The sequence below is a fragment of the Aquimarina celericrescens genome, from assembly GCF_042682765.1.
In the GTDB taxonomy this organism is placed as follows: domain Bacteria; phylum Bacteroidota; class Bacteroidia; order Flavobacteriales; family Flavobacteriaceae; genus Aquimarina; species Aquimarina celericrescens.
On record NZ_JBHUHY010000033.1, the window covers coordinates 18,579 to 43,481 of the forward strand.

18 protein-coding genes and 1 other RNA gene are annotated in these 24,903 nt (G+C 34.2%); 10 read left to right on the top strand and 9 right to left on the bottom strand.

Annotated features, from left to right (window positions below; genetic code table 11):
• Positions 1-14: 14 nt before the first annotated feature.
• From ACFSJT_RS18985 to ACFSJT_RS18995, 3 genes are read right to left on the bottom strand one after another with little or no spacing between them, the layout of a single operon-like run.
• Positions 15-2,483, bottom strand: coding sequence for a TonB-dependent receptor (locus ACFSJT_RS18985; protein WP_378321919.1), 2,469 nt, complete (start codon positions 2,481-2,483; stop codon positions 15-17).
• Positions 2,484-2,497: 14 nt separating this feature from the next.
• Positions 2,498-4,186, bottom strand: a complete 1,689-nt coding sequence (locus ACFSJT_RS18990) for a M23 family metallopeptidase (RefSeq protein WP_378321920.1) — start codon at positions 4,184-4,186, stop codon at positions 2,498-2,500.
• A 54-nt stretch (positions 4,187-4,240) separates the two neighbouring features.
• Positions 4,241-5,284 carry a glycosyltransferase gene (locus tag ACFSJT_RS18995; RefSeq protein WP_378321921.1) on the bottom strand — a complete coding sequence of 348 codons (1,044 nt, stop codon included), beginning with the start codon at positions 5,282-5,284 and terminating at the stop codon, positions 4,241-4,243.
• Positions 5,285-5,470: 186 nt separating this feature from the next.
• On the opposite strand from ACFSJT_RS18995, the gene glf reads away from it, so the two are divergent.
• The 5 genes from glf to rny all read left to right on the top strand — a co-directional run bounded on the left by glf (position 5,471) and on the right by rny (position 9,050).
• Positions 5,471-6,598 carry a UDP-galactopyranose mutase gene (glf, locus tag ACFSJT_RS19000; protein ID WP_378321922.1) on the top strand — a complete coding sequence of 376 codons (1,128 nt, stop codon included), beginning with the start codon at positions 5,471-5,473 and terminating at the stop codon, positions 6,596-6,598.
• Between the two features lie 83 nt (positions 6,599-6,681).
• Entirely contained in the window at positions 6,682-6,972 is a 291-nt protein-coding gene (locus ACFSJT_RS19005; RefSeq protein WP_378321923.1) for a hypothetical protein, read from the top strand.
• A gap of 7 nt (positions 6,973-6,979) precedes the next feature.
• Positions 6,980-7,270: a cell division protein ZapA gene (locus ACFSJT_RS19010; protein ID WP_378321924.1), complete on the top strand. Its 291-nt coding sequence runs from the start codon at positions 6,980-6,982 to the stop codon at positions 7,268-7,270.
• 52 nt (positions 7,271-7,322) lie between these two features.
• Positions 7,323-7,429: non-coding RNA, 6S RNA (gene ssrS, locus ACFSJT_RS19015), on the top strand.
• A gap of 55 nt (positions 7,430-7,484) precedes the next feature.
• Positions 7,485-9,050, top strand: a complete 1,566-nt coding sequence (gene rny / locus ACFSJT_RS19020) for a ribonuclease Y (protein WP_378321925.1) — start codon at positions 7,485-7,487, stop codon at positions 9,048-9,050.
• Between the two features lie 50 nt (positions 9,051-9,100).
• On the opposite strand, the gene ACFSJT_RS19025 is transcribed toward rny, so the two are convergent.
• The 4 genes from ACFSJT_RS19025 to ACFSJT_RS19040 form a co-directional block, all read right to left on the bottom strand.
• A complete protein-coding gene (locus ACFSJT_RS19025) occupies positions 9,101-9,466 on the bottom strand; it encodes a hypothetical protein (RefSeq protein WP_378321926.1) in 366 nt (121 codons plus the stop codon).
• Positions 9,430-9,807 (bottom strand): hypothetical protein, encoded by a 378-nt coding sequence (locus ACFSJT_RS19030; RefSeq protein WP_378321927.1) that lies wholly within the window; start codon positions 9,805-9,807, stop codon positions 9,430-9,432. Before ACFSJT_RS19030 ends, ACFSJT_RS19025 begins: the two co-directional genes overlap by 37 nt.
• 89 nt (positions 9,808-9,896) lie before the next feature.
• Positions 9,897-10,280 (bottom strand): hypothetical protein, encoded by a 384-nt coding sequence (locus ACFSJT_RS19035; protein ID WP_378321928.1) that lies wholly within the window; start codon positions 10,278-10,280, stop codon positions 9,897-9,899.
• Positions 10,281-10,446: 166 nt separating this feature from the next.
• Positions 10,447-13,002 (bottom strand): ATP-dependent Clp protease ATP-binding subunit, encoded by a 2,556-nt coding sequence (locus ACFSJT_RS19040; protein WP_378321929.1) that lies wholly within the window; start codon positions 13,000-13,002, stop codon positions 10,447-10,449.
• 373 nt (positions 13,003-13,375) lie between these two features.
• On the opposite strand from ACFSJT_RS19040, the gene gyrA reads away from it, so the two are divergent.
• Both gyrA and ACFSJT_RS19050 read left to right on the top strand, forming a co-directional pair.
• The gene (gene gyrA, locus ACFSJT_RS19045; RefSeq protein WP_378321930.1) at positions 13,376-15,916 is read left to right on the top strand and encodes a DNA gyrase subunit A; all 2,541 of its coding nucleotides are present in this window, start codon (positions 13,376-13,378) and stop codon (positions 15,914-15,916) included.
• A gap of 27 nt (positions 15,917-15,943) precedes the next feature.
• Positions 15,944-17,218 carry a tetratricopeptide repeat protein gene (locus ACFSJT_RS19050; protein ID WP_378321931.1) on the top strand — a complete coding sequence of 425 codons (1,275 nt, stop codon included), beginning with the start codon at positions 15,944-15,946 and terminating at the stop codon, positions 17,216-17,218.
• Between the two features lie 73 nt (positions 17,219-17,291).
• On the opposite strand, the gene ACFSJT_RS19055 is transcribed toward ACFSJT_RS19050, so the two are convergent.
• Positions 17,292-19,064: a serine hydrolase gene (locus tag ACFSJT_RS19055; RefSeq protein ID WP_378321932.1), complete on the bottom strand. Its 1,773-nt coding sequence runs from the start codon at positions 19,062-19,064 to the stop codon at positions 17,292-17,294.
• A gap of 186 nt (positions 19,065-19,250) precedes the next feature.
• Positions 19,251-21,677, bottom strand: a complete 2,427-nt coding sequence (gene pheT / locus ACFSJT_RS19060) for a phenylalanine--tRNA ligase subunit beta (RefSeq protein WP_378321933.1) — start codon at positions 21,675-21,677, stop codon at positions 19,251-19,253.
• Positions 21,678-21,865: 188 nt separating this feature from the next.
• Here pheT and ACFSJT_RS19065 point away from each other — a divergent pair, with 188 nt between their 5' ends.
• From ACFSJT_RS19065 to ACFSJT_RS19075, 3 genes are all read left to right on the top strand, one after another.
• Positions 21,866-22,291, top strand: a complete 426-nt coding sequence (locus tag ACFSJT_RS19065) for a hypothetical protein (RefSeq protein ID WP_378321934.1) — start codon at positions 21,866-21,868, stop codon at positions 22,289-22,291.
• A gap of 92 nt (positions 22,292-22,383) precedes the next feature.
• Positions 22,384-23,613, top strand: a complete 1,230-nt coding sequence (locus tag ACFSJT_RS19070; protein WP_378321935.1) for a peroxiredoxin family protein — start codon at positions 22,384-22,386, stop codon at positions 23,611-23,613.
• A gap of 144 nt (positions 23,614-23,757) precedes the next feature.
• Positions 23,758-24,858, top strand: a complete 1,101-nt coding sequence (locus ACFSJT_RS19075; RefSeq protein WP_378321936.1) for a DUF2911 domain-containing protein — start codon at positions 23,758-23,760, stop codon at positions 24,856-24,858.
• Positions 24,859-24,903: the final 45 nt, after the last annotated feature.

Genomic DNA, 24,903 nt, shown 5'->3' on the forward strand with positions numbered 1-24,903 from the left:
GTTAAAGTATATGTTTAAAACTTCATACCCAAACGGACATTAAAGACTCTCGGGGTAAGAAAATTGGGAATGGCAAATTGGCGCTGGCTTGACGCATCTCTAACGAAGGTATTGGTAATTGAATTCTGATTATCGAAAATATTGTAAATTTCAAATCCCAGATTTAATTCTCTAAAGGTATTCAAAAAGTGTCCTTCTCTTAATCTTTTATTAGGGTCTACAACGACATAGGATATTCCAAGATCTGCCCTTCGATAATCACGTAGTCTGGATTGAAAATCATAAGGGTCTGCATAACTCGGTGATCCACCTGGTACTCCGGTCTGGTAAACCATGTTAAGATACATTTTTAGACTTGGTATAGAAGGAACATAATCTTGAAATAAAACACCAATCTTTAAACGTTGATCTGTAGGTCTTGATATATATCCTCTATTATCTATATTTTCTTCCGTTTTTAGATACCCTAAACTTACCCAGCTTTCTGTACCAGGAACAAACTCTCCGTTTAATCGAAGATCCAAACCTTGGGCGTAAGCTTCAGCATTATTTCTGGCACGATATCGTATACGCACATTTTCGATAGTATATGGGTTTACATCGGTCAATTTTTTATAATAGACTTCCGAGGTCAGTTTAAAAGGTCGATCCCACATTTTAAAACTATAATCATTACCTACCACCAAATGAAGAGACTGTTGTGCTTGAACCTCTGGTCTAACAATACCCAGGGAGTCTCTTAACTCTCTATAGAATGGTGGTTGATGATAAAGCCCGCCAGAAACTCTAAATATCATATCGGCTTTCCAGTTTGGTTTTATAGCAAGTTGCGCTCTGGGACTTAATACGATTTGAGAGTCGGTACTTGCCACCGTACTACCGTAAATATTCCAATTATGAGCTCTTACTCCAATGTTGGCCCAAATTTCGCTTTCCTTGATAGTCGTTCGAATACTGTATTGAGCATATCCCGAGATTCGATCAATTTTTACATCGTTAATAGCCCTCACACTTACAAAAGGAACAAGTGGACTCGCAAAAGGAGTATAAGGTTGATCATTTACAAAGTCAAAAATCGGTGGGCGTATTGAAAAACCTGCAGAATCAACAATTTCATATTCTTGCAAACGATCTTTTATATCTTCAGAAGTATATTTTATTCCCCAATCAAATTGATGGGTGTCAGCAATATATGTTCCTTTATGCTCTAGATTAAAGATTAATGCATCAAGATCATTACGTGCATGAGTTAATTGTGAGCCTACCCCTTCAGCAAATTCTACTTCACCTAAATCTTCGCTACCTATATCTGTATTCACTGTTCCTAAGGCGTACGCCGCAAGAATGTCATAATATTCCTGTTCCTGGGTTTGATATCCAGAAGCGATCAATTTTAATGTTAAATTATCATTGGGCCGATAAGTCCCTTTTAAAGCACCAAAATAAGTATCGTATTGATCTTCTTCCTGGCCTTGATAAGAAACTATAAGCGCCTGTACGGTTTGTAATGTTCCAAAATTTACTTGTTCTCTCAACGGTTGATAATCGTACTTATTGATTGCTAAATTGCCCAAGAACCCAAGCTCGAATTTATCGGATACATTATAAGACAAATATGTTTGAATATCAGCGAATAAGGGTTGAAAATTAGTTTCAGTATTTCTGGCGTTGACCAATAAACTATTATCTCTATATCGTATCCCGACAATACCAGAAAGCTTTTTGTTTTTTGAAATCCCCCCAGCTGAAATGCTTCCGCCCAACAAACTTAAATCTGCGGTGGCCCCTATACGGGTAGGTCTTTTATAGGTGATGTCTAAAACTGAAGATAATCGATCACCATATTTTACTTGAAAACCTCCTGCAGAAAAATCTACATTTCTTACCAAATCTGTGTTTACAAAACTTAGGCCTTCTTGTTGCCCTGATCTAATTAAAAAAGGGCGGTACACTTCGATCTCATTAACATACACAAGATTTTCATCATAATTTCCACCACGAACAGAATATTGAGTACTTAGTTCATTGTTAGAACTAACTCCGGGAAGACTTTTAAGCAGTCCTTCTACTCCGGCATTGGCTGAAGGAGTTGTTCGTATGGTTTCTGGATCTAGAGTAGTAATTCCTTCAACAATTTTTCTTTCTCTACCCGATATGACTACAGTACTTATTTGTTCTACATTGGTTTTAAGTACTGGATTCAACTCATATTCTTGATTTTCTTCAAGTTTTATGGTAAACTGAAGACTCTTTAAAGCAATATGAGAGATTACTACTTGTATTTCCTTATTGGCAGGAATACTTAGTTCATAAACACCATTTTTATTCGATTGAGTACCCGAATTGTTAAAAGTTATGTTAGCTCCTTGCACCGGAGTGTTATTTTCATCAAGAACGACGCCTTTTAGTATTGCATTTTGAGCAGAAGAAGAGTAACTGAATAATATTGATGTGATTAGGAAGAGGAAAAAGCGATTTTTCAAGAAATGAGATGGTTTTAAGGTTTTCTATAAAATGTGGTTTCGAACGTCGCTCTGTTTCCCACGTTATCTAGCACGACCAATTTAAAATTATTTTCAGGATCTGTATTAACATTATCGCTAAAATCATAAACTAACATTCCGGTTTTATAATCGTACTCCATTAAAATAAATTTTCCATTTAATGTGCCTCTATAACTTTTTATACCACTTTCGGTATCATTAATCTTTACTTTTAAATGGGTCGCTTGCGAGATCCATTTTTTACTAGAGACATTAATAGGAACTATAGTTGGTTTTTGGGTGTCTGAAAATAAAGAATATTTCCCAAATGTTCTGGTCCTGGTAGAAAATCGATTTTCTTTTTTCGAGGTTCTTGTGTAATATATTTTATCATTCCCGTTAATACGACCAATATATAGTTTCTTTTTATCTTCATCCTTATAGTGAGAAACGTCAAACACTAAGGTTATGTTTTTGTGAAGTGGAGTCTCATCATTATGTATTTCAGCCGTTTCTCCGTTTACCAAAAGATCTAAATATGTGTCTTCATATAGGCTTCCTTTAGGAATTAAAAGATCTACAATCCCAGAGTTGTAGGTGTAGTTCTCATTGACCTTAACAAAATCTGAAGTTTTAAAGGTTTCAGATTTCGTAATAGAATCCATATATTTTCCCTTGATAGGAACATCAATCACCGTAGTATTATTTTTATAATCTTCAACCAATATCCTATAGTTATAAGAAAAGCTATCGCCAACTTTAATAAAACCGTTGTTAACTTTAGTCTTAAAAATCGTTAAAGGATTATTTTGTTCAATAAATAGTTTACTAATTCTACTACGGTATTTTTTGAAATACTTGTAATCGATTAATCTATTCACATATCTTGTTTCAGAAAATGAAAAGCGATTCATCTCCAACTTAAGATTTTTTTGTCCATTAACCTCTGTGGTTATTTTGTAAACTCCGTTGTGATTAGGAGCAAGATCTTGTTTGTCAATTGTAGAAATACCAAAACCAATATTGCCATGAGCAGTAATATTTTCTGCTTTTAAGGAGCCATCTTCTTTAGGGGTAAGGGTAAGTCGATACGGTTTTTGATTTCCGTTTACATGAGCATTTTTATCTAAACTATACGCCCATAGGCCATTAACTATAGGTTTTTTTGTATCTTCTACCTCAATACCAAAGCTCATGGGGTTCATGGGTCTAGATTTTGAATCCCGAATCTCAAAATGAAGATGTGGACCAGAGCTTCCACCAGTATTACCACTGTAGGCGATAATATCTCCTTTTTTTACTTCTAAAGTACCTGATTTTGGAAAAAGCTCTATTTCATAAGACTCTTTTGCGTATTGCCTCTCTTTCACAAACTTTTCAATCTTTGGAGCAAATTTTTTTAAGTGGGCATAGACGGTTGTGTATCCATTTGGATGCAAAAGATAAATGGCTTTTCCATATCCTCCATGAGATACTTTTATTCTGCTCACTCTTCCAGATGCTGAAGCATATACATTAAGTCCTTCTTCTCCATTAGTTTTCATATCTAATCCAGAATGAAAGTGATTAGATCGTAATTCCCCGAAAGTACCAGATACTACCACGGGAACATCTAGGGGATTCATAAAATAGTCTTTAGGAACACCATCTTGTCCAAAACAGAAAGAAATACCAAATAGTATAGAGAATATTATTGTTCGCATAGATAAGTATAAAAGTATATGTTTAAGTACACCGTATAAAACCACCTTTTTTTGTTATATGTTCTGTAACGCTTCATTTAAAGCATTATTTAAATATCCTCCAGAAATTATTTTTGTTCTTACCTGATTAACATTCGATTTCATAGTTTGATATTCTTCATTAGAAAGCCTTTCTAGCGCATTGCTTAAATCTGCCAAATTAGAAATGGTGATTCCTAAATTGTTTTCTGATATAAATTTACTAATTGCCGCCTTATCCCATACAATAATGGGGAGACCACATAGAATATATAAAGATGTCTTGTGCGGGTTATTGAATTTCAGATATTGGCCATATTGTCCGCTGCATTCTTCTGTAGAAATGCCATCCCAAACCAAACCAAAAGAGCCTTTTATGTGATACGCTACTCGATCTGATGGAAATGCACCCTCATATGACAAGATAGATTCTTCGTTCGAAACTTTAAGTTTTTCATATTCGAAACCGATACCATAAAGCTTCATCTTAAAATCATTCTTTTCTAAAGTGTCGAGATCGTATATGTATGAATTTTTACCTTCAGCGAATCCTCCTGCGTAAACAACTTCATAAGGTTTCGTTCCATTATCATTGTTTTGTTCTGGCAGTCCATCGCTTAGAATATAATCAAAGATTCCTAATACAATTATTGGTATTTGAACATTTTGTTCAACAAACCAATTCTTCATTGCCTGATTATGAACAATGATTGCATCAGAAGATATTATTTTTTTTAGTTCCTTAGAAGCATTACCGGTACGTCCTTTTAAAAATCTTACATCATGTACTATCGTAATAATCTTGCAGCGTTTCAATTTTGCAACAAATAATACGTATGCTCTAAACTTGTTTAAAGGATACTGTGTGCATAGTGTACTTTTTAAAGGGAGACGTAACAGTGCAAGACTTATTCCAAAAAAATTTTTTATTGTGCCTAAAGCAGAATTAGGAATTGATGACTGCTTAAATCCAAGGTTTTTAAATCCCTTTTCCTCCAAAATAAACTCACAATCGGTTTTGGCTTTACCAGCTGCATTGAAAAGAGATTTGTAATTTCTTGAGATGTAATACCCTATCATATTTTATCTTAATTTCTGGAAGGAAAGATACATACATTTTATTTTTTTATGCCACATATTATTAAGATAATTGCAAGAACTACTGTTGGATTCTTTGTTGATTAAGATGAAATGGAGATGTAAAACATTAGTTTTGTCATTGTATATTCAGTTCAATAGATAGTAAACTCAAAAACATTGTAAAAAGTGAGCGTAAAAGAATATGATTATTTAATAGTAGGAGCAGGGTTATTTGGAAGTGTTTTTGCCCATGAGATGACCAAACTTAATAAAAAGTGTTTGGTTATAGATAAGCGAAATCACTTGGGAGGAAATGTGTATTGTGAAGAGAAAGAAGGTATAAATATACATAAATATGGAGCACATATTTTTCATACAAATGATCAGCGAATATGGGATTATGTAAATCAATTTGCTACGTTTAATAATTACATAAATTCTCCTATGTCTTTGTCAAAAGGTAAACTTTATAATTTACCTTTTAATATGAATACTTTTTATCAGTTATGGGGAACTAGAACACCAGAAGAGGCAAAAGCAGTTATTGACGAACAAGTAGCTAAATATGGAACTAAATCGCCTCAGAACCTCGAAGAGCAAGCCTTGTCATTGGTAGGAAAGGATATTTATGAAACTTTTATAAAGGAATATACTGAAAAACAATGGGGAAAAAAGGCCACAGATCTTCCTGCTTTTATTATTAAACGCTTACCAGTTAGATATACCTTCAATAATAATTATTTCAATGATAGATATCAGGGAATACCTATTGGAGGATACAATGTTATTATTAATGGGTTACTTGACGGGGTTGATACCAAAACTGGTGTGGATTTTTTTGAAAGCAGGAGTGAATTAGAAGCCTTGGCAAATAACGTGGTATATACGGGTAAGATTGACGAGTTTTTTGAATATAAATATGGAAAATTAGAGTATAGATCATTACGTTTTGAAAATGAACTACATGAGATTGAGAATTATCAAGGTAACGCCGTGGTGAATTATAATGACACAGAATACCCTTTTACCAGAATTATTGAACATAAGCACTTCGAATTTGGAAAACAAAGTAAAACCATTATCACCAAAGAGTATCCAGAGGCTTGGGATCAGGGAAAAGAAGCGTACTATCCTATAAATAATGATAGAAACCAAGAGATCTATAAAAGGTACAAAGAAGAATCACTTAAACTAAACCATATAATCTTTGGCGGTCGATTAGCAGAGTATCGCTATTATGACATGCATCAAATTATTGCATCTTCACTAGCTCAAGTCAAAGAAATATTAGGATTAAGCAGTAATAGGGGATAGCTGTAAAATTAGTTTAAAAACTATTGGGTTTTTTCAATTGGTATGTTAACTTTGTGTAACGAAGTATTGTGTAATATATATTAATGAGTGATTTAATTGAAATTGTTGATTCTCTTGAGAATAGGATAAGCAAGTTGCTACATAAGTATGAATTAATGAAAAAGCAACAAGCGGACTTAAAGAGTAAAATACAAGAATTAGAGTCAGTTTCTCTACTTCAGTTAGATCAATTAAAGCAGTGGGAAGAAAAATTCAGTGCACTCAAAAATGCTAACGCAATGCTAGGCAGTGATGAATTTAAAAGGGAGACCAAGCTCAAGATAAACGCCTTAATAAGAGAAATTGATATGTGTATAGCACAGCTCTCTGAATAATTATAATATGGCAGATAAGCTTAAAATCAAACTATCGATTGCAGATCGGGTGTATCCATTAACCATAAATCCAGAACAGGAAGAAGGATTACGAAAAGCAGCAAAAAAGATAGAATCAATGATTAAGCAATTCGAGCAAAGTTATGCGGTTAGAGATAAGCAAGATGTATTGGCAATGTGCGCCCTACAGTTTGCTGCACAGGTCGAACAGAAGAGTATAGATAAAGATGGTAATATGGATAATGTGGCAAACAGATTAAACGCTTTAAGTGATTTGTTGCATGATCATTTATCATAACGTTCATTAAAAATAAATAGGTTACTGCCTGCACTAGTTGTTATTTTGATAAACTCAACAAGAATTAATTAAAAAGGGTGAGTTTAAGTTGTAAAAGCGCGCCGCCTTGAGCGGATTCTTGAGCAGCTTGTTAGCCCTAAACCTGTTTTTACAGAGTTTATACAGAACCTTTGCTAGTGCAGGCTTTTTTTATATATAAATATTACACAGAATTATGGATAACATTATATTTTTAATTATAGCTTCAGTAGCAGGACTAATCATAGGCTTTATAATTGCCAAGATATTAGAGCGTAATAAAGCTTCAGAAATTATTAGGACTGCAAAGAAAAATTCTGAAAGTATCATAAGAGATGCAAAAAGCGAAGGCGAAACTATTAAGAAGGACAAAATACTTCAGGCTAAAGAAAAGTTTATTGAATTAAAATCAGAGCACGAAAAAGTAATTTTATCTAGAGATAAAAAAATTGCTGAAGCAGAAAAAAGAACCAGAGATAAAGAGTCTCAGGTTTCCAACGAATTATCAAAAAGTAAAAAGCTAAATGAAGAGCTTCAAGAAAAGATAAAAAACTACGATAAGCGTAACGAGTATCTCGAAAAGAAGCAAAACGAACTCAAAAAACTTCATAAAAGTCAGGTTCAACAATTAGAAGTTATTTCTGGATTATCTGCAGAGGATGCAAAAGAACAACTTGTAGAATCACTTAAAGAGCAGGCAAAAACAGATTCAATGTCTCTTATTCAAGATACAATAGAAGAGGCTAAATTAACAGCACAGCAAGAAGCTAAGAAAATAATCATCAATACCATCCAGAGAATAGGTACAGAAGAGGCCATAGAAAACTGTGTTTCTGTATTTAATATTGAGAGTGATGACGTAAAGGGAAGAATCATCGGTAGAGAAGGGAGAAACATTCGGGCTATTGAGGCAGCTACAGGCGTAGAAATTATTGTAGATGATACTCCGGAAGCAATAATTTTATCATGTTTTGATTCGGTACGACGAGAAGTAGCACGTCTTTCCTTACATAAGTTAGTAACAGACGGTAGAATTCACCCCGCCCGCATTGAAGAAGTAGTTAGAAAAACTAGAAAGCAGATCGATGAGGAGATCATTGAAGTAGGCAAGCGTACAGTTATTGATCTAGGTATTCATGGATTGCATCCAGAACTTATAAAAACTATCGGTAGAATGAAGTATAGGTCATCATATGGACAAAATCTGCTGCAACATTCTAGAGAGGTGGCAAAATTATGCGGTGTTATGGCTTCAGAGTTGGGATTAAATCCAAAACTTGCAAAAAGAGCCGGATTACTTCATGATATAGGAAAAGTTCCTGATACCGAGACAGAGGTTCCTCATGCCATTTTAGGAATGCAATGGGCCGAAAAATATGGAGAAAAAGCTGAGGTGTGCAATGCAATTGGAGCACACCACGATGAGGTAGAGATGACATCATTGATATCTCCAATAATTCAGGTTTGCGATGCCATTAGTGGAGCAAGACCAGGAGCAAGAAGACAAGTATTAGATTCGTATATTCAACGATTAAAAGATTTAGAAGAGATCGCTTTTGCCTTTGATGGAGTTAAAAAAGCATATGCAATTCAGGCAGGTAGAGAATTAAGAGTAATTGTTGAAAGTGAAAAGGTAAACGACGAAAAAGCGGCAAGTCTTTCATTCGAGATTTCTCAGAAAGTCCAAACAGATATGACTTATCCTGGTCAGGTTAAAGTAACTGTGATAAGAGAGACCAGAGCTGTGAATATTGCAAAATAAATTAAGAAGTTAATTTGCACAATTATAGAGAAAGTGACGAATTTTAATCGTCACTTTTTTTTTCGGGAGTTTTGTTCTTTCTTTATGACACTATCGCCACTGTCCAATATTTTTGGTGATCTCATTCTTCCATTCCAGAGCCTCTTCTGTAGTGCCAAATATTCTAATTCCTTATCAGAAAACATCCATTCTATTTTTGACTGATTTATTAGTTTAAAATCTTCAGAAATAATCGCAACTGCTATCAAATTACTTATTTTATTCACTTCAAAACAGGAAATGGGGTCAACGGCATAAGAATTAATGCGGTATGAGATGTACACAAATTGCTTATCTGAATAATACTTTCTGGCTATAATTACGGAATTATTTGAAAAGATCAATCCATTTTCTTTCCAATAATCTCGTCTTTCCACAATATGGCCTGATCTAGGGTTTCAAAATGCTTAAAATCTTTACCAAAGAAATTCTTTTCCACTTGTGTGAGCATTTTTTGTTTGGGGTCACTAGAAACTACGGCAAAACCAATTAGATTTTTAATTCTTGCAGTTTCAAAATATATGGTTGGGTCTACGGAGTAGGAATGAATTCTATGCGAGATATATACAAATGCCTTGTTTAAGAAATGTCTCTCAACAATTTTTAGGAATATGTCATTATATTCGGGTATGACTGTGATTCCTTCATTCATTATAGCTATCACATAATCATCATAGATATTCACTTGGCAAAAGCCCAAATCATAGTTGGCAAGCATTGAGTTTAATTGATCTACTACATAATTACTTAAATTACGAATAAATCTTAATATGGTGGTGGAAAGAAGTTTTTTTAACTCATGTTTAGTTACTGTTGAAGTAAATGTGTTTGAATAATTTTATTTTTCCAGGCGATAGCAGATTTTAAGGTAGTGAATAATCGTAATTCTTTTTCGAATAGAGATTGCTCTAGTGCCGTTTGCATTTTTTGAATTGGGTTATTTGATACTACTGCAAAACCGACCAAGTTAGGAATTTTGGACATTTCTATATGTATAGAGGGATCTACAGCATAAGAGTTAATTCTATGCGATATATAAACAAAGGGTTTATTTTTGTAATATTGATCGGCAGCCATTAACAGAAGATTGTTATATTTTGGTATTACAGTAATACCTTCTGTCATTATAGTTAATACATAATCTGTATGTATTTCAACTTTGCAAAAACTGAAATCAAATGACGCAATCATTGAAAGATTATTAGTAATGTAAAGATAAAAATTAATATATGTAAATCAGGACCTATTGTTTACTATAACTCTCGAAAGTGATATTTGAAAAGTGATGTTCTGAAAAGAACAAAGGCTACTATTGCAGATAGTAACCTTTGTATTTTACTTATAGAATTTATATCTATTATGACTCTGCAGATTTTTCAGCCTTTTCGATATTAATAATTAATTCTCCGGAATCGTCTATATCCATAAAAATGCTATCACCTTCTTGAAGCTGGGCATTAATAATTTCTTCCGCCAGAGCATCTTCAATATATTTTTGAATAGCTCTTTTCAGAGGCCGTGCTCCGTATTGTTTGTCGAAACCTTTTTCTGTGATATAATCCTTGGCTTTTTCGCTTAGTGATAAGTCATATCCCAGATCCTTAATTCTACTATACAATTTATCAAGCTCGATATCGATAATTTTGTGTATATCTTCTCTTTCAAGAGCGTTAAATACCACCACATCATCAACTCTATTTAGAAATTCTGGAGCAAAAGCCTTTTTTAATGCACTTTCTATTACTCCTTTAGCATAATCGTCGGCTTGTGTCTTTTTGGCAGTCGTTCCAAAACCAACACCTTGACCAAAATCTTTCAATTTTCTGGCACCGATATTAGAAGTCATAATGATTATAGCATTTCTAAAATCAATTTTGCGACCTAAGCTATCTGTTAAATATCCATCATCTAATACTTGTAGCATCATATTGAACACGTCTGGATGAGCTTTTTCAATCTCGTCAAGAAGTATCACTGCATATGGTTTTCTTCTTACTTTTTCTGTAAGCTGGCCACCTTCTTCATATCCTACATATCCTGGAGGTGCTCCTATAAGTCGAGATACAGCAAACTTTTCCATATATTCACTCATATCAATTCGTATAAGTGCATCTTCACTATCAAAAAGTTCTTTTGCCAATACCTTGGCTAGCTGAGTTTTACCTACACCAGTCTGCCCCAGAAATATAAAAGATCCAATGGGTTTGTTGGGGTCTTTAAGTCCGGCACGATTACGCTGAATCGCTTTAACTACCTTTTTAACTGCCTCTTCCTGACCAATAACTTTACCCATTATAAGGTCTGGAAGTTCGGCTAATTTATTACTTTCTGTTTGAGCAATTCGATTCACGGGTATCCCTGTCATCATAGAAACAACATCTGCTACATTTTCCTCGTCTACCGTTTCTTTATGAAGCTTAGATTCTTTTTCCCATTGTTCTTGGGCGATACTTAGTTCTTTCTCAAGATTTTTCTCATCATCCCTAAGTTTTGCAGCCTCTTCATACTTCTGTTTTTTTACGACGCTGTTTTTAAGCTCTCTGACTTCTTCAAGTTTTTTCTCGAGATCCAATACTTTTTTGGGTACATCTATATTGGTAATATGTACTCTGGATCCAGCTTCGTCAAGTGCATCAATAGCCTTGTCTGGTAAGAATCTATCGGTCATATAACGATTTGTAAGCTTCACACATGCTTGGATAGCCTCATCTGTATAGCTTACATTATGATGTTCCTCATACTTTTCTTTGATATTATTAAGAATTTCGATAGTTTCTTCAATATTTGTAGGCTCTACGATTACTTTTTGAAAACGCCTTTCTAAGGCACCATCTTTTTCGATATATTGTCTGTATTCATCAAGTGTAGTGGCACCTATACATTGTATTTCACCTCTGGCTAATGCAGGTTTGAACATATTAGAAGCATCAAGACTTCCTGTGGCTCCACCAGCTCCCACAATGGTATGAATTTCATCAATAAAAAGAATAATATCATCATTCTTTTCGAGCTCATTCATCACGGCTTTCATTCGCTCTTCAAACTGTCCCCGATATTTAGTACCTGCAACCAAACTCGCAAGGTCTAGTGTAACCACCCTCTTATCAAAAAGAATTCTTGAAACCTTACGTTTTACGATCCTAAGAGCAAGTCCTTCGGCAATTGCTGATTTACCTACTCCTGGCTCTCCAATTAATAATGGGTTGTTTTTCTTACGTCTACTCAATATTTGTGATACTCGTTCTATTTCTTTGGATCGTCCTACCACGGGATCAAGTTTACCTTCTTCTGCCATAGCAGTTAAATCGCGCCCAAAATTATCTAAAACAGGAGTTTTTGATTTTTTTCCGGCCTTACTTCCTCCAGAAGGAGAATTAAAGGGGTTTTCTTTTGATGTATCTCCTGTTAAATCATCATCATCTTCTGAAAACGATTCTGCTTTTGGGTTGTCTATATATTCTTCGTCGTTAGCAATCATATACTTAAATTGGTCTTTAACGTTATCATAATCTACTCTTAAACGATTTAAAAGTTTAGTAGTTGGGTCATTTTCGTTTCTTAAAATACATAAAAGAAGGTGGGCAGTGTTTATAGAAGAACTTTGAAAAAGCTTGGCTTCTAAAAATGTCGTTTTTAAAGCACGTTCTGCCTGTCTAGTTAAATGTAAATTCTTTTTTTCGTTTGAAGCTACTGCAACATCAGGATTTGCAGGGCTTAAGATCTCCACTTTTCTCCTTAAATTGGTTAAATCTATATCCAACGCATCAAGGATACTAATCGCCTTTCCACTTCCATCACGCAACAAACCTAACATAAGATGCTCTGTCCCAATAAAGTCATGCCCCAATCGTAAGGCCTCTTCTTTACTGTAGGCAATAACATCTTTTACTCTAGGTGAAAAATTGTCATCCATATAATTAATCTCTTTCTTTTTCTTAATAACTAAAATAGTAATTTTTAAGATTACTAGGGCAAAAACTATTCCTTTTAAACCATCATTAACAAATATCTGACATTATTGTTACATTTTGTCATGATAATTGCCGATTGACAATCTGTTTTTTTAGTAAGTGAACTGACGATTTGTGAAGTTTTTTTCTCTCCTGTTTGTAAAGAGACAAAAAAAGCTTTAATAATCAAAGCCTAAGGCAACAGACTTATTAACTAAAGATACTATAATTTTTGTTAATAAATTACGTATATTAGGTATCTAAATTCGTGTTAAAAACGTCTTTATTTACTTAAATTAGCGCGTTTATTAATTCAATTTAAGAAAAAAGTTTTTTATGACAGAAGGAGAAAAACTTATACCTATCAATATAGAAGATGAGATGAAATCTGCATACATCGATTATTCGATGTCAGTTATAGTATCTCGTGCACTTCCAGATGTCAGGGATGGTCTTAAGCCTGTGCATAGGCGAGTACTATATGGTATGTATGAATTGGGTGTTAGAGCAAACAGTGCCCATAAGAAATCAGCGAGGATAGTAGGAGAAGTTCTTGGTAAATATCATCCGCATGGTGATACTTCGGTATATGATACGATGGTGCGTATGGCTCAGGAATGGAGTTTGAGGTACATGTTAGTGGATGGCCAGGGTAACTTTGGTTCTGTAGATGGTGATAGTCCCGCAGCAATGCGTTATACAGAAGCTAGAATGCGTAAGATATCTGAAGATATGCTTGCAGACATCGAAAAAGATACCGTAGATCATACTTTTAATTTTGATGATACGTTACAAGAGCCAACCGTTCTTCCTACTAGAGTACCAGGATTATTGATTAATGGCGCGTCCGGTATCGCAGTAGGTATGGCTACCAATATGCCTCCTCATAATCTAAGTGAGGTAGTAGACGGAATAATAGCATATATTGATAATCATGACATTGAGATTGATGAATTAATTACACATATAAAAGCTCCTGATTTTCCAACTGGAGGAACTATATATGGTTATGATGGAGTAAGAGAGGCTTTCAAAACAGGAAGAGGCAGAATCGTTATACGTGCAAAAGCTTCTTTTGAAGAGGTGAATGGTAGAGAATGTATCATAGTCACTGAAATTCCTTATCAAGTGAACAAGGCAGATATGATTAAAAAGACAGCCGATCTTGTAAATGATAAGAAAATCGACGGTATTTCTACTATTAGGGACGAATCAGATAGAAAAGGTATGCGTATTGTATACGTGTTGAAGCGTGATGCGATACCTAATATTGTGCTTAACCTTTTGTATAAGTATACAGCTTTACAATCTTCTTTTAGTGTAAATAATATCGCATTAGTTAATGGAAGACCAAAATTGCTGAATGTTAAGGAGATGATTCATCATTTTGTAGAGCATAGACACGAAGTTGTTGTGCGTCGTACAAAATTTGAACTTAAGAAAGCAGAAGAAAGAGCGCATATTCTTGAAGGTTTAATAATCGCTTCAGATAATATAGACGAAGTTATTGCATTGATTAGAGCATCAGCAAATGCAGATGAGGCCCGTGAAAAGCTTATAAAGCGTTTCAAATTATCTGAAATACAGGCTAAGGCAATCGTAGAAATGCGACTACGCCAGTTAACCGGTCTGGAACAAGATAAACTGCGTGCAGAGTATGAAGAGTTGATGAAAACAATCGAAGATCTTAAAGATATTCTTGATAAGAAAGAACGTCGTATGATGATCATCAAAGAAGAACTTGTCGAAGTCAAAGAGAAATATGGAGATGAGCGTCGTTCTCAAATAGAATATGCTGGCGGAGACCTTAGTATAGAAGACATGATTCCTGATGAAAAAGTAGTTATCACTATTTCTCATGCAGGTTATATTAAACGAACTTCTCTTAATGAATATAAAAAACAAAATAGAGGAGGAGTTGGTCAAAAAGGAAGTACAACGCGTAATGAGGATTTCCTAGAACATTTATTTGTAGGAACCAATCATCAATATATGCTGTTTTTCACTCAGAAAGGTAAATGCTTCTGGATGAGAGTTTATGAGATTCCAGAGGGTAGTAAAACTTCTAAAGGAAGAGCTATTCAGAATCTGATAAACATCAGTACAGATGACAAGGTAAAAGCCTTTATATGTACTCAGGATTTAAAAGACGAAGAATATATCAATTCCCACTATGTCATAATGGCAACTAAAAAGGGTCAGGTCAAAAAGACATCATTAGAACAATATTCTAGACCTAGAACCAATGGTATTAATGCGATTACTATAAAGGAGGAGGATGAGTTACTAGAAGCAAAACTAACCGATGGTAGGAGTCAGGTAATGTTGGCAGTTAAATCTGGTAAAGCAATTCGTTTTGAAGAAGAGAAAACGAGACCCATGGGTCGAGGTGCCTCTGGTGTTAGAGGAATACGCTTGGCAGATGACAAAGACGAAGTTATTGGCATGATCGCTGTGAATGATATGGAAAGTAATATTCTTGTGGTTTCAGAAAATGGTTATGGAAAGCGTTCGAAACTAGAAGATTATAGAGTTACTAATAGAGGGGGTAAAGGAGTTAAAACCATATCAATTACCAAAAAAACTGGTAATTTAGTAGCTATAAAGAATGTTACTGATTTAGATGATTTGATGATCATTAATAAATCGGGGATTGCAATCAGGCTTGCTGTAGAAGATTTACGAGTTATGGGACGTGCCACCCAAGGGGTTCGCCTAATAAATTTAAAAGGAAAAGATTCTATTGCTGCTGTAGCAAAAGTAATGCATGACGAAGATGATATAGAAGAAGAAAATGCTGATGAAGCAACTTCTACTGATTTAGATTCTGATAACGCCTCAAGTGGCACGAATATTGATAAAGAAACCAAAGAATAATTAAATCCCATATTAAAAAATTAAATAATGAAGACTAAATTTATCGTAGTATTATTCTTAACACTTAGTACTATTGGATTTTCTCAAAAACAAGAACTAAAATCAGCTTCTAAAGCACTTAAATCGGGTAATTTGGAAGTAGCTAGTGAAGCACTAAAGGCTGCTGAAGGGCAACTCGATGCTGCTGACGAAAAAATGAAGGCGCAATATTATTTCCTGAAAGGTCAGGTTTTAGCAGCTAAAAGTGCAGATTCTATTGATAATATAGAACAAGCTGCGAATGCCTATAATAAAACTATGGATATTGAAAAAGCTTCTGGTAATTCTAAATACACCCTAGAGGCATCTCAGAAACTACAAGTTTTGCGGCAGTCTTTAATAGAAAGCGCTATTAAAGATCAAAATTCAAAAAATTATAAAGGAGCATCTGAGAAATTATACTTGGGGTATACCACCAATAAAGCAGATACAACCTATCTTTACTATGCTGCAGGTAATGCGGTTAATGGAAAAGATTATGAAAGTGCTCTTAGGTATTACGTAGAGTTGAAAGACCTTGGCTATAAAGGAATATCTACAGAGTATTATGCTACCAACAAAGAAACGGGTGAGGAAGAATCTTTTGACTCAAAACAAACAAGAGATTTATCTGTCAAGACTGGTTCATATATTAAACCTGAAGATCGAAAAACTGATTCTAAATCTGGAGAAATAGCTAAGAATATAGCACTAATCTATATTAGCCAAGGAAAAGATGAAGAAGCTATGAAAGCTATTGAAGATGCAAAAAAAGAGAATCCTAATGATTCTGCTCTAATGCAGGCAGAAGCTGATGTGTATTATAAACTCGGGAATTTCGAGAAATATAAAGTTTTAATGGAGCAAATTGTAGCCAATGATCCCAAAAATCCTGATTTATTGTATAACTTGGGAGTGAGTGCCTCTAGACTTGGAGACACAGATCAAGCAATGGATTATTATAAAAAAGCTCTGGAATTGAAACCGGATTATGCTGCGGCTCAAATTAATATCGCAGCTGCTATTTTAGGAAAAGAAAAAAGTATCGTTGATGAGATGAATAACTTAGGTACTTCAAGTAAGGACTACAAGAGGTACGATGAATTGAAAGAGCAGAGAATGGATATTTACAGAAGTGCTGTTCCTTATCTAGAGGGTGCTCTACAAAATAAGCCCGATAATATAGAAGCACTGCGTACATTAATGAACATCTATTATCAATTAGATGACCCAAAGGCAGATGAAGTAAAGAGTAAGCTTAAAGCTCTTGAAGGAGGAAACTAAGCTATTTTTAAATTAGTATAAAAAAAACCGGAAGATATTGCTTCCGGTTTTTTTTATAAAGTGATATTCTAGGTTATTCATTTTTGTAATTATAAGGTATATAGTTTTGCCATTTCCATGGGGTATAAGAATCACCCAGGGCAAGTTCTAGTAGCTCTTTAAAAATACCTTCTCCATTGTCACTATTGGTCATTATCATAATCCCTTTTCCTGTTTCAGGAAATAGTATGGAATAGTGTTCAAATCCATTAGTATGGCCCTCTTTAAAAACACCTTTTCCATAGGGAGATTCTAAAATTCCCCATCCAAGACCATAACTTAATTTTATTTTATCATTTAAAGTAGAATCCTTTTTTGATAATGGACCAAACTGCATCACAGAACGAATTTTTATTTGAGGTTTAAATAGTTCGATCCAAGACTTTTGTGATATAATTTTTTTCTGTAAAACTGCTTCTAGAAATTTACTATAATCACCAGTGGTAGTTTCTAATGTGCTTCCTCCCCTTGGCTCATTATCTATATCTTTTTTATACATTTCTCCAGAACTGGAATGCCCGTGAGCAAAATTATCTCCAAAAGAAGTTTTCCATTGATAACTTGAATGGTTCATACCAATGGGAGTAAATACTTTTTCCTGGGCAAGTTCTTCAAGACTTTTACCAAGTATTTTTTCTAATACCACTTGTAGATATACAAATCCTTCTCCAGAGTAACTGTATCGACTTCCTGGCTCTAAAAGCACTCTTAATTTATGATCAGGTTCATCCCAGCGCCAATTAGGGAATCCGGTAGTGTGATTTAAACACATTCGGGCGGTTATTTCATGATATAAGGTATCTGTTTTTAAATCTGAAAAATTATCATGCCATCTGGTAAGTGGTTTATAATTATATATTTTTTTTGGTAGATATGATTCCAGAGGCGTATCTAGATCAATTACATTTTCTTCTACTAATTTCATAACAAGTACTGCAAAAACTGCTTTGCTAAAAGAAGCACCGTACATATTTGTATTTTTTATTAAAGGTAATTTTTCTTGATAATTTTTGTACCCGAAAGTTTTCTCATAGGCAATTCTGTTGTGGTTAAATAGAGTTATACCTATTCCGTGAACTTTGGCATCATTAACCAATTGTTCTATTTTCTGAGTTAAGGAGTCTTTGGAAACTATCGAGCCATCAAGTCGGGTTATATGTTTCTGGGTTGAAAGTGTAGTACAGCTGCTTATGCTTAAAAGGCATAGCGTAATTAGAATCCCTGCTTCTTTTATCTTGTGGTTACTATTCTTTTTTAAAAAAGGGAAAGATAAAGGATAATAGCACTTATGAGAATTTACTGCAGAAATTACATTGATGATCATTACTATAACCGCATAAGGTATCATGGATATAAAAAAGAAAAAACCGGCCCCAGGTAGAACGAGCAATGCAATAAAAGATAAAATAAATAGAATAGTAGTAGTGATATGAAAATTAATAATCGCTCTTCCATGTACATCATAAATGTTATTATCCTCTCTTTTATGAATCCAAAGAAATAATGGGATTAATATATTACATAAAGGAATAACAAATCCAAGAATGGGGACGCTATGCATTAATAATAACCATTTTTTCTGTATAGCTTCTTCTTTTGGGTTTTCTAATATTAATAGATCCTCAACTTCGATTTCTAAAGCAGTTGCCAATAGTTTTATCGTTTGTAAATGTGGATTTACTTCTCCTTTCTCTATACGTTGAATGGTTCTAATGGTTACTTGGGTCTTGTCTGATAGTTGTTCCTGTGTATATCCTTTAAGTTTACGCTGATAAACCAGATTTCTTGCAATTGATTGATCTTCCATAATTTTTATTTTGTTTAGAACAAAGCTATCAAGAGCTGTTGGTATTTGTTACGACATTTAGATGTCACCTATATGTCATTTATCAAATTTATTGGGCTTTCTGAATAAATATATCGCTTTTTGAAATAAAAAAACGCCTTTAATTTTTTAAAGGCGCTTTCTTTTAGGATTTTGGAGCATGAATTTTTAGCGTAATTCAGCTCCCAATTTATTTTCGAAATTATGTTGTAACTTATTCATAATTTTATCGATTTGTTTATCGGTAAGGGTTTTGTTTTCGTCTTGCAATATAAAACTAACAGCATACGATTTCTTTCCTTTTGGTAGATTTTTACCTTGATACACATCAAATAGATTCACATCTTTCAAAAGTTGTTTCTCTGTTTGTCTCGCTATAGTATGAATTTCCTCGAATTTTATAGATTCGTCTAATAAAAGAGCAAAATCCCGACGTACTTCAGGAAACTTAGGTATATCTTGGTATTTAATCTTATTATGTTTTGTAAAGTCTAAAACTGTCCCCCAATTAAAATCGGCATATAATACCTCTTGAGAAATTGAAAAATGCTTTAAGGCAGACTTTTTTACCACTCCAAAATCAACAAGTTTAGCTTTACCAAGGCTTAGAGATATTCCTTCTGAAAATAGATCATTTTTAATAGGAGAGGTTTTTAGTTTATCTAAACCTAAACGGTTTAAAACAGAAAATACTATACCTTTTAAATAAAAGAAATCACTATTCTGCTGAGTTATCTTCCAACTTTCATTAGTCTTGCGGCCAGAAACAACAATACTTAAATGTTTATTTTCAATTCTTCCACTCTCATAATTATGATAGGTTTTGCCGAATTCGAATAATTTGAGATCTGCCCGTTTTCTGTTGATGTTATAGGACACAGCTTCGAGCCCAGAAAAAAGCATAGATTGTCTCATCACCGCCAAATCATTACTTAACGGATTTAGCATTTCGACATTACTTTCAGAATGTAACTGCTCACTTAAATCTATATATTCAGGTGATGTAAGGGAGTTGGCTAACATTTCATTAAATCCTTGTCCTACCAATTGATTCGAAATAGTATTTTGAACACTATGGTCAGAGAACTTATCAATATTAGCTATCGAAGCATTTAGTTTTTGAGTAAATCCAATATTATTATATCCGTATACCCTAAGGATTTCCTCGATTACATCGGCTTCTCTTTGTACATCATTTCTATACGCAGGGATAGTTAATCCTAAACCACTTTCGGTAAAGCTATTGACCTTTATATCGAGAGAAGAAAGTATACTTTTGATAGTCTCTTGAGGGATTTCTTCGCCAATTAATTTGGTAGCGTTTTCAAAAGACAAAACTACCTGAAAATCTTCAATCTTTTTTGGGTATAAGTCGACAATTTCACTAGAGATATTTCCACCAGCAAGTTCTTGTATGAGAAGAGCGGCTCTTTTTAATGCATATTCGGTTACGTTTGGATCTATACCACGCTCAAACCTAAATGAAGCATCGGTATTTAGTCCATGTCTTTTTGCAGTTTTGCGAATACTAATAGGATTAAAATATGCACTTTCTAAAAAAATCGAAGTAGTATTTTCTGTAACACCAGTATTGATACCGCCAAAAACACCCGCAATACATAATGGTTTTACAGCATCACATATCATTACGTCTTCTTCGTGCAACTCTCGTTCAACTTCATCCAAAGTTGTAAACTTTGTACCGGTATCTAAAGTTTTCACTTCAATTTTACCACCTTCGATATAGTGAGCGTCAAATGCATGTAGGGGTTGTCCTAATTCATGCAATACATAGTTGGTAACGTCTACTACGTTATTTTTTGGAGTTAAACCAATTGCTTTTAGTCTATGTTGTAACCAAGCGGGTGATTCTCCAACTTTAATGTTAGAAATACTTACTCCGCAATACCTTGGAGCAAGATCTGCGTTTTCGACTTCTACATCAATTTTATGTAATCTGTTTTCTACTCTAAATTTACTTACAGAAGGTGTAATAAGTTCTATATGGATATCTTTTTGTAATAGTCCGGCTTTAAGATCCCGAGCAGTTCCCCAATGACTCATGGCATCTGCACGATTAGGAGTAAGACCTATCTCAAAAACCTGGTCGACTTCTATATCAAATACTTCTGAAGCTTTGGTCCCGACAGGTATATTTTTGTCAAGGATCATGATTCCATCGTGGCTTTCTCCAAGACCCAGCTCATCTTCGGCGCAAATCATCCCATGACTTTCTTCTCCTCTGATTTTACCTTTCTTTATTGTCCATTCCTTTCCTTCAGGATCAAACAATCTGGTTCCAATAGTAGCAACAGGGACTTTTTGACCAGCAGCAACATTTGGGGCACCACAAACAATCTGTACGGGCTCTCCAGCTCCAAGATCGACCTTGGTGATCTTTAATTTATCTGCATTGGGATGTTTTTCGCAATTTAAGACGTGCCCTATAACAACACCTTCCAAACCCCCTTTTACACTTTGATAGGTTTCTATTCCTTCAACTTCGAGCCCCAGGTCTGTAAGCAATTCACCAGTTTTTTTTGCGTCCCAATCCAGGTTAATAAACTGTTTTAACCAGTTATATGAAATTTTCATTGATGATCTTTCTAAATTCAGTGCGTAAAGATAATATATTGCCCAAAGGTTGCAAACAAGAACGATCTTATCTTAGTCAAAAATACTGTAAAAATCGAAAACCGTAACCACATTAAAATTGATATGATGTTTGATTAAGTCTTTAAATGCTTTATTTTTTATATTTTTGATTATTAAAAGGAATACATATGATAAGTCTAAGAAGCGTTAGTGGATATTTAGTTATTTTGTTGTTTACTTGTTCTATAGCTTTTGCCCAAGAGAAAAAAGAAAAGCAGAGCAATAAGGGTTCTAAGAAAGATTTAAAAAATGAAGTTTTAACTTCTAAATCTGCTAATCAATCAGAAAAAAAGGATAAAAATTCGAAATCCTATTCTACAAAAAAAGATAATCAAGTTTCTTCAGTTTCAGATAAATCTAAAGAAAGCTTTGAAATTGAAGTCATTCAAAATCCAAAAGAAATTCGAAAAAACAGAAAACTGATACTGCAACAGGAATTCGACGACAATGACGACGATGACGATGACGACAAAGAGAAGAAAGAGAAGAAAGAGAAGAAAGAGAAGAAAGAGAAGAAAGACAAAAAAGAAAATAAAGGGAAGAAAAAACAGTAGTCACTTTTCTTAAAACGTAAAAACAGAACTAATGTACTGCCGTTAAGTGTTTATTTTTCGGCGGTTTTTTTATATTCAATAATGTGTTATCCATGAAATATAAATTTATTTATTGTCTAAGTATAATTTTAATTTTTGCGTCCTGTAAAGATGAAGAAGAAAAAAAATCTTACGAATTTAACAGTGGTCCTTGGCGAGGCACTTTAGAAGTACGTGATAATAAAAAGCTACCATTTTTATTTGAAGTAATGGATGATCAGACTTTAACCATTTTTAATGCAGAAGAAACAATTGATGTTGACGAAATTGAAATTAGGGGAGATTCTATTTGGATCAAGTTTCCAGTTTTTGAAGGATATATAGCGGCAAAGTTTACAGATTCTACAACCATCTCTGGAAGTTTTATAAAAGAAAGCCTGAACAGGATAGTACCATTTGAGGCAAAATATGGACAGCAAGATCGATTTGAAGTGAGCTCTAAACCGTTACAGGATGTAACAGGTATCTGGGAAACTGTTTTTAGCAACGACAATGAAGAAGATCGATATATTGCCAAAGGTGTTTTTAAGCAAAACGGAAATATTGTTACCGGAACTTTTAGAACAACAACAGGTGATTATCGTTATCTCGAAGGGGTGCTCAACAATAACAAATTAAAATTATCTACATTTGATGGTGCGCATGCTTTTTTATTTACTGCTCAAGTTACTGATAGCATCATAAATGGATATTTTTACTCTGGTAATCACTGGAAAGAGCCTTTTACCGCTAAAAGAAATGACAATTATGAGCTGCCTTCAGAAGATTCATTGACTTTTTTGAAAGAAGGATACGATACTTTAGAGTTTAGTTTTCCCGATGCTTCGGGAAATCAAGTTTCTTTGGCAGATGATCAATTTAAAAATAAGGTTGTACTTGTTCAGATAATGGGCACCTGGTGTCCTAATTGTATGGATGAAACCAAATATTATGTAGATTTCTATAATCGTAATAAAGAAAAAGATATTGAATTTATTGCTTTGGCTTTCGAATATGCCAAAACCCCTGAAAAAGCATTTAAATCGATAAAACGATTACAACAAAAGTTGAAAGTTGAATATCCGGTTTTGCTCGCTCAGTATGGTACATCAGATAAGAAGAAAGCACAAGAAAAGCTACCTATGCTGAATCATGTTTTATCATATCCAACCACTATTTTTATCGATAAGAAAGGCAAAGTTCGTAAAATACACACTGGTTTTAGTGGTCCTGCAACAGGGCAGAAATATGCGCAATTTAAAACTGAATTCGAGAGTTTTGTTAATCAGCTGTTAAATGAATAATAAGGTTTAACAATCAATTATCACTTTTTCTCTGGGTTTAACACTACCGTAACATCGCTGCACAGGTTTACCCTTTACCTTGTAGAGGTTAGAAATTATGTCAATTTCTAGAATCAATAGTCATTAACTCAAACAAAGTCAGTCATGAAACAATTCAACCTGTTTACATCGTGTATTGTGGGTGCAATACTGCTGTTTACGTCTCAAACAAATGCTCAATTACAAACTCCTGAAGGAAGTCAGCGAGCACAAGTAATGCAACGTGTAGGGATTACCAATATTACCATCGATTATGGTAGGCCAAGTGTGAAAGAACGGGAAATCTGGGGAAAGTTGGTTCCCTATGGATATAATAACCTTGGTTTTGGAACGTCAAAAGCGGCACCCTGGCGAGCAGGAGCCAATATGAATACGACCGTCGAATTCAGCCACGATGTGAAAGTGGAAGGAAAGGACATTAAAGCGGGTAAATACGGCCTTCATATTGCATTAAAAGAAGGCGGTGGAGCTACAATCATTTTTTCAAATAATTCTAATTCTTGGGGGAGCTATTTTTACGATGAGAAAGAAGATGCATTGCGTGTAGATGTTCAAACTAAAGAAACTGCGCATACAGAAATATTGACTTTTTTATTTCCGAAAGTAGAGGCAGATAATGCAACTGCAGTTTTACGGTGGGAGAAAAAAGAAATTCCATTTAACATCCAGGTAAAAGTAACAGATATTGTGTTAGAAGGTATTAAAAGTGACATGCGCAATGCTGCAGGATTTACTCAATCAAATTGGGATAATGCAGCTACGTATGCATATAATGCTGGTGAGTTGGATCTGGCATTAGAATGGGTAAATTCTTCTATTAGAGGTAATTTTTTTAGTAAGGAAACTTTTTCTAATCTTGCTCTCAAATCTCAAATATTGGTAAAGCAAGGTAAAACTGAAGAAGCCATGAAAACGGTAGATAAAGCTGTTACATTAGGGAATCCTTCCGAGGTTTATCAATTGGGAACAGGCCTTATTGATTTAGGGCATAAGGATAAGGCATTAGAGGTCTTGAAAAATAATGTGAAAAATAGTAATGGTGCATGGCCATCTAATTATGGTCTTGCAAGAGCATATGCCGCTAACGGAGATTACAAAAATGCAATTAAATCTTTAAATACTTCTATGGAAAAAGCCCCTGAACAGTTTAAACTAAGATTGACTGGGGCTCTTGCAAAGCTTAAAAAAGGAGAGGACATAAACTAGAAATTAATACTCACAGTATTTATTTAAAAGGTTTAGAGTTTTTCT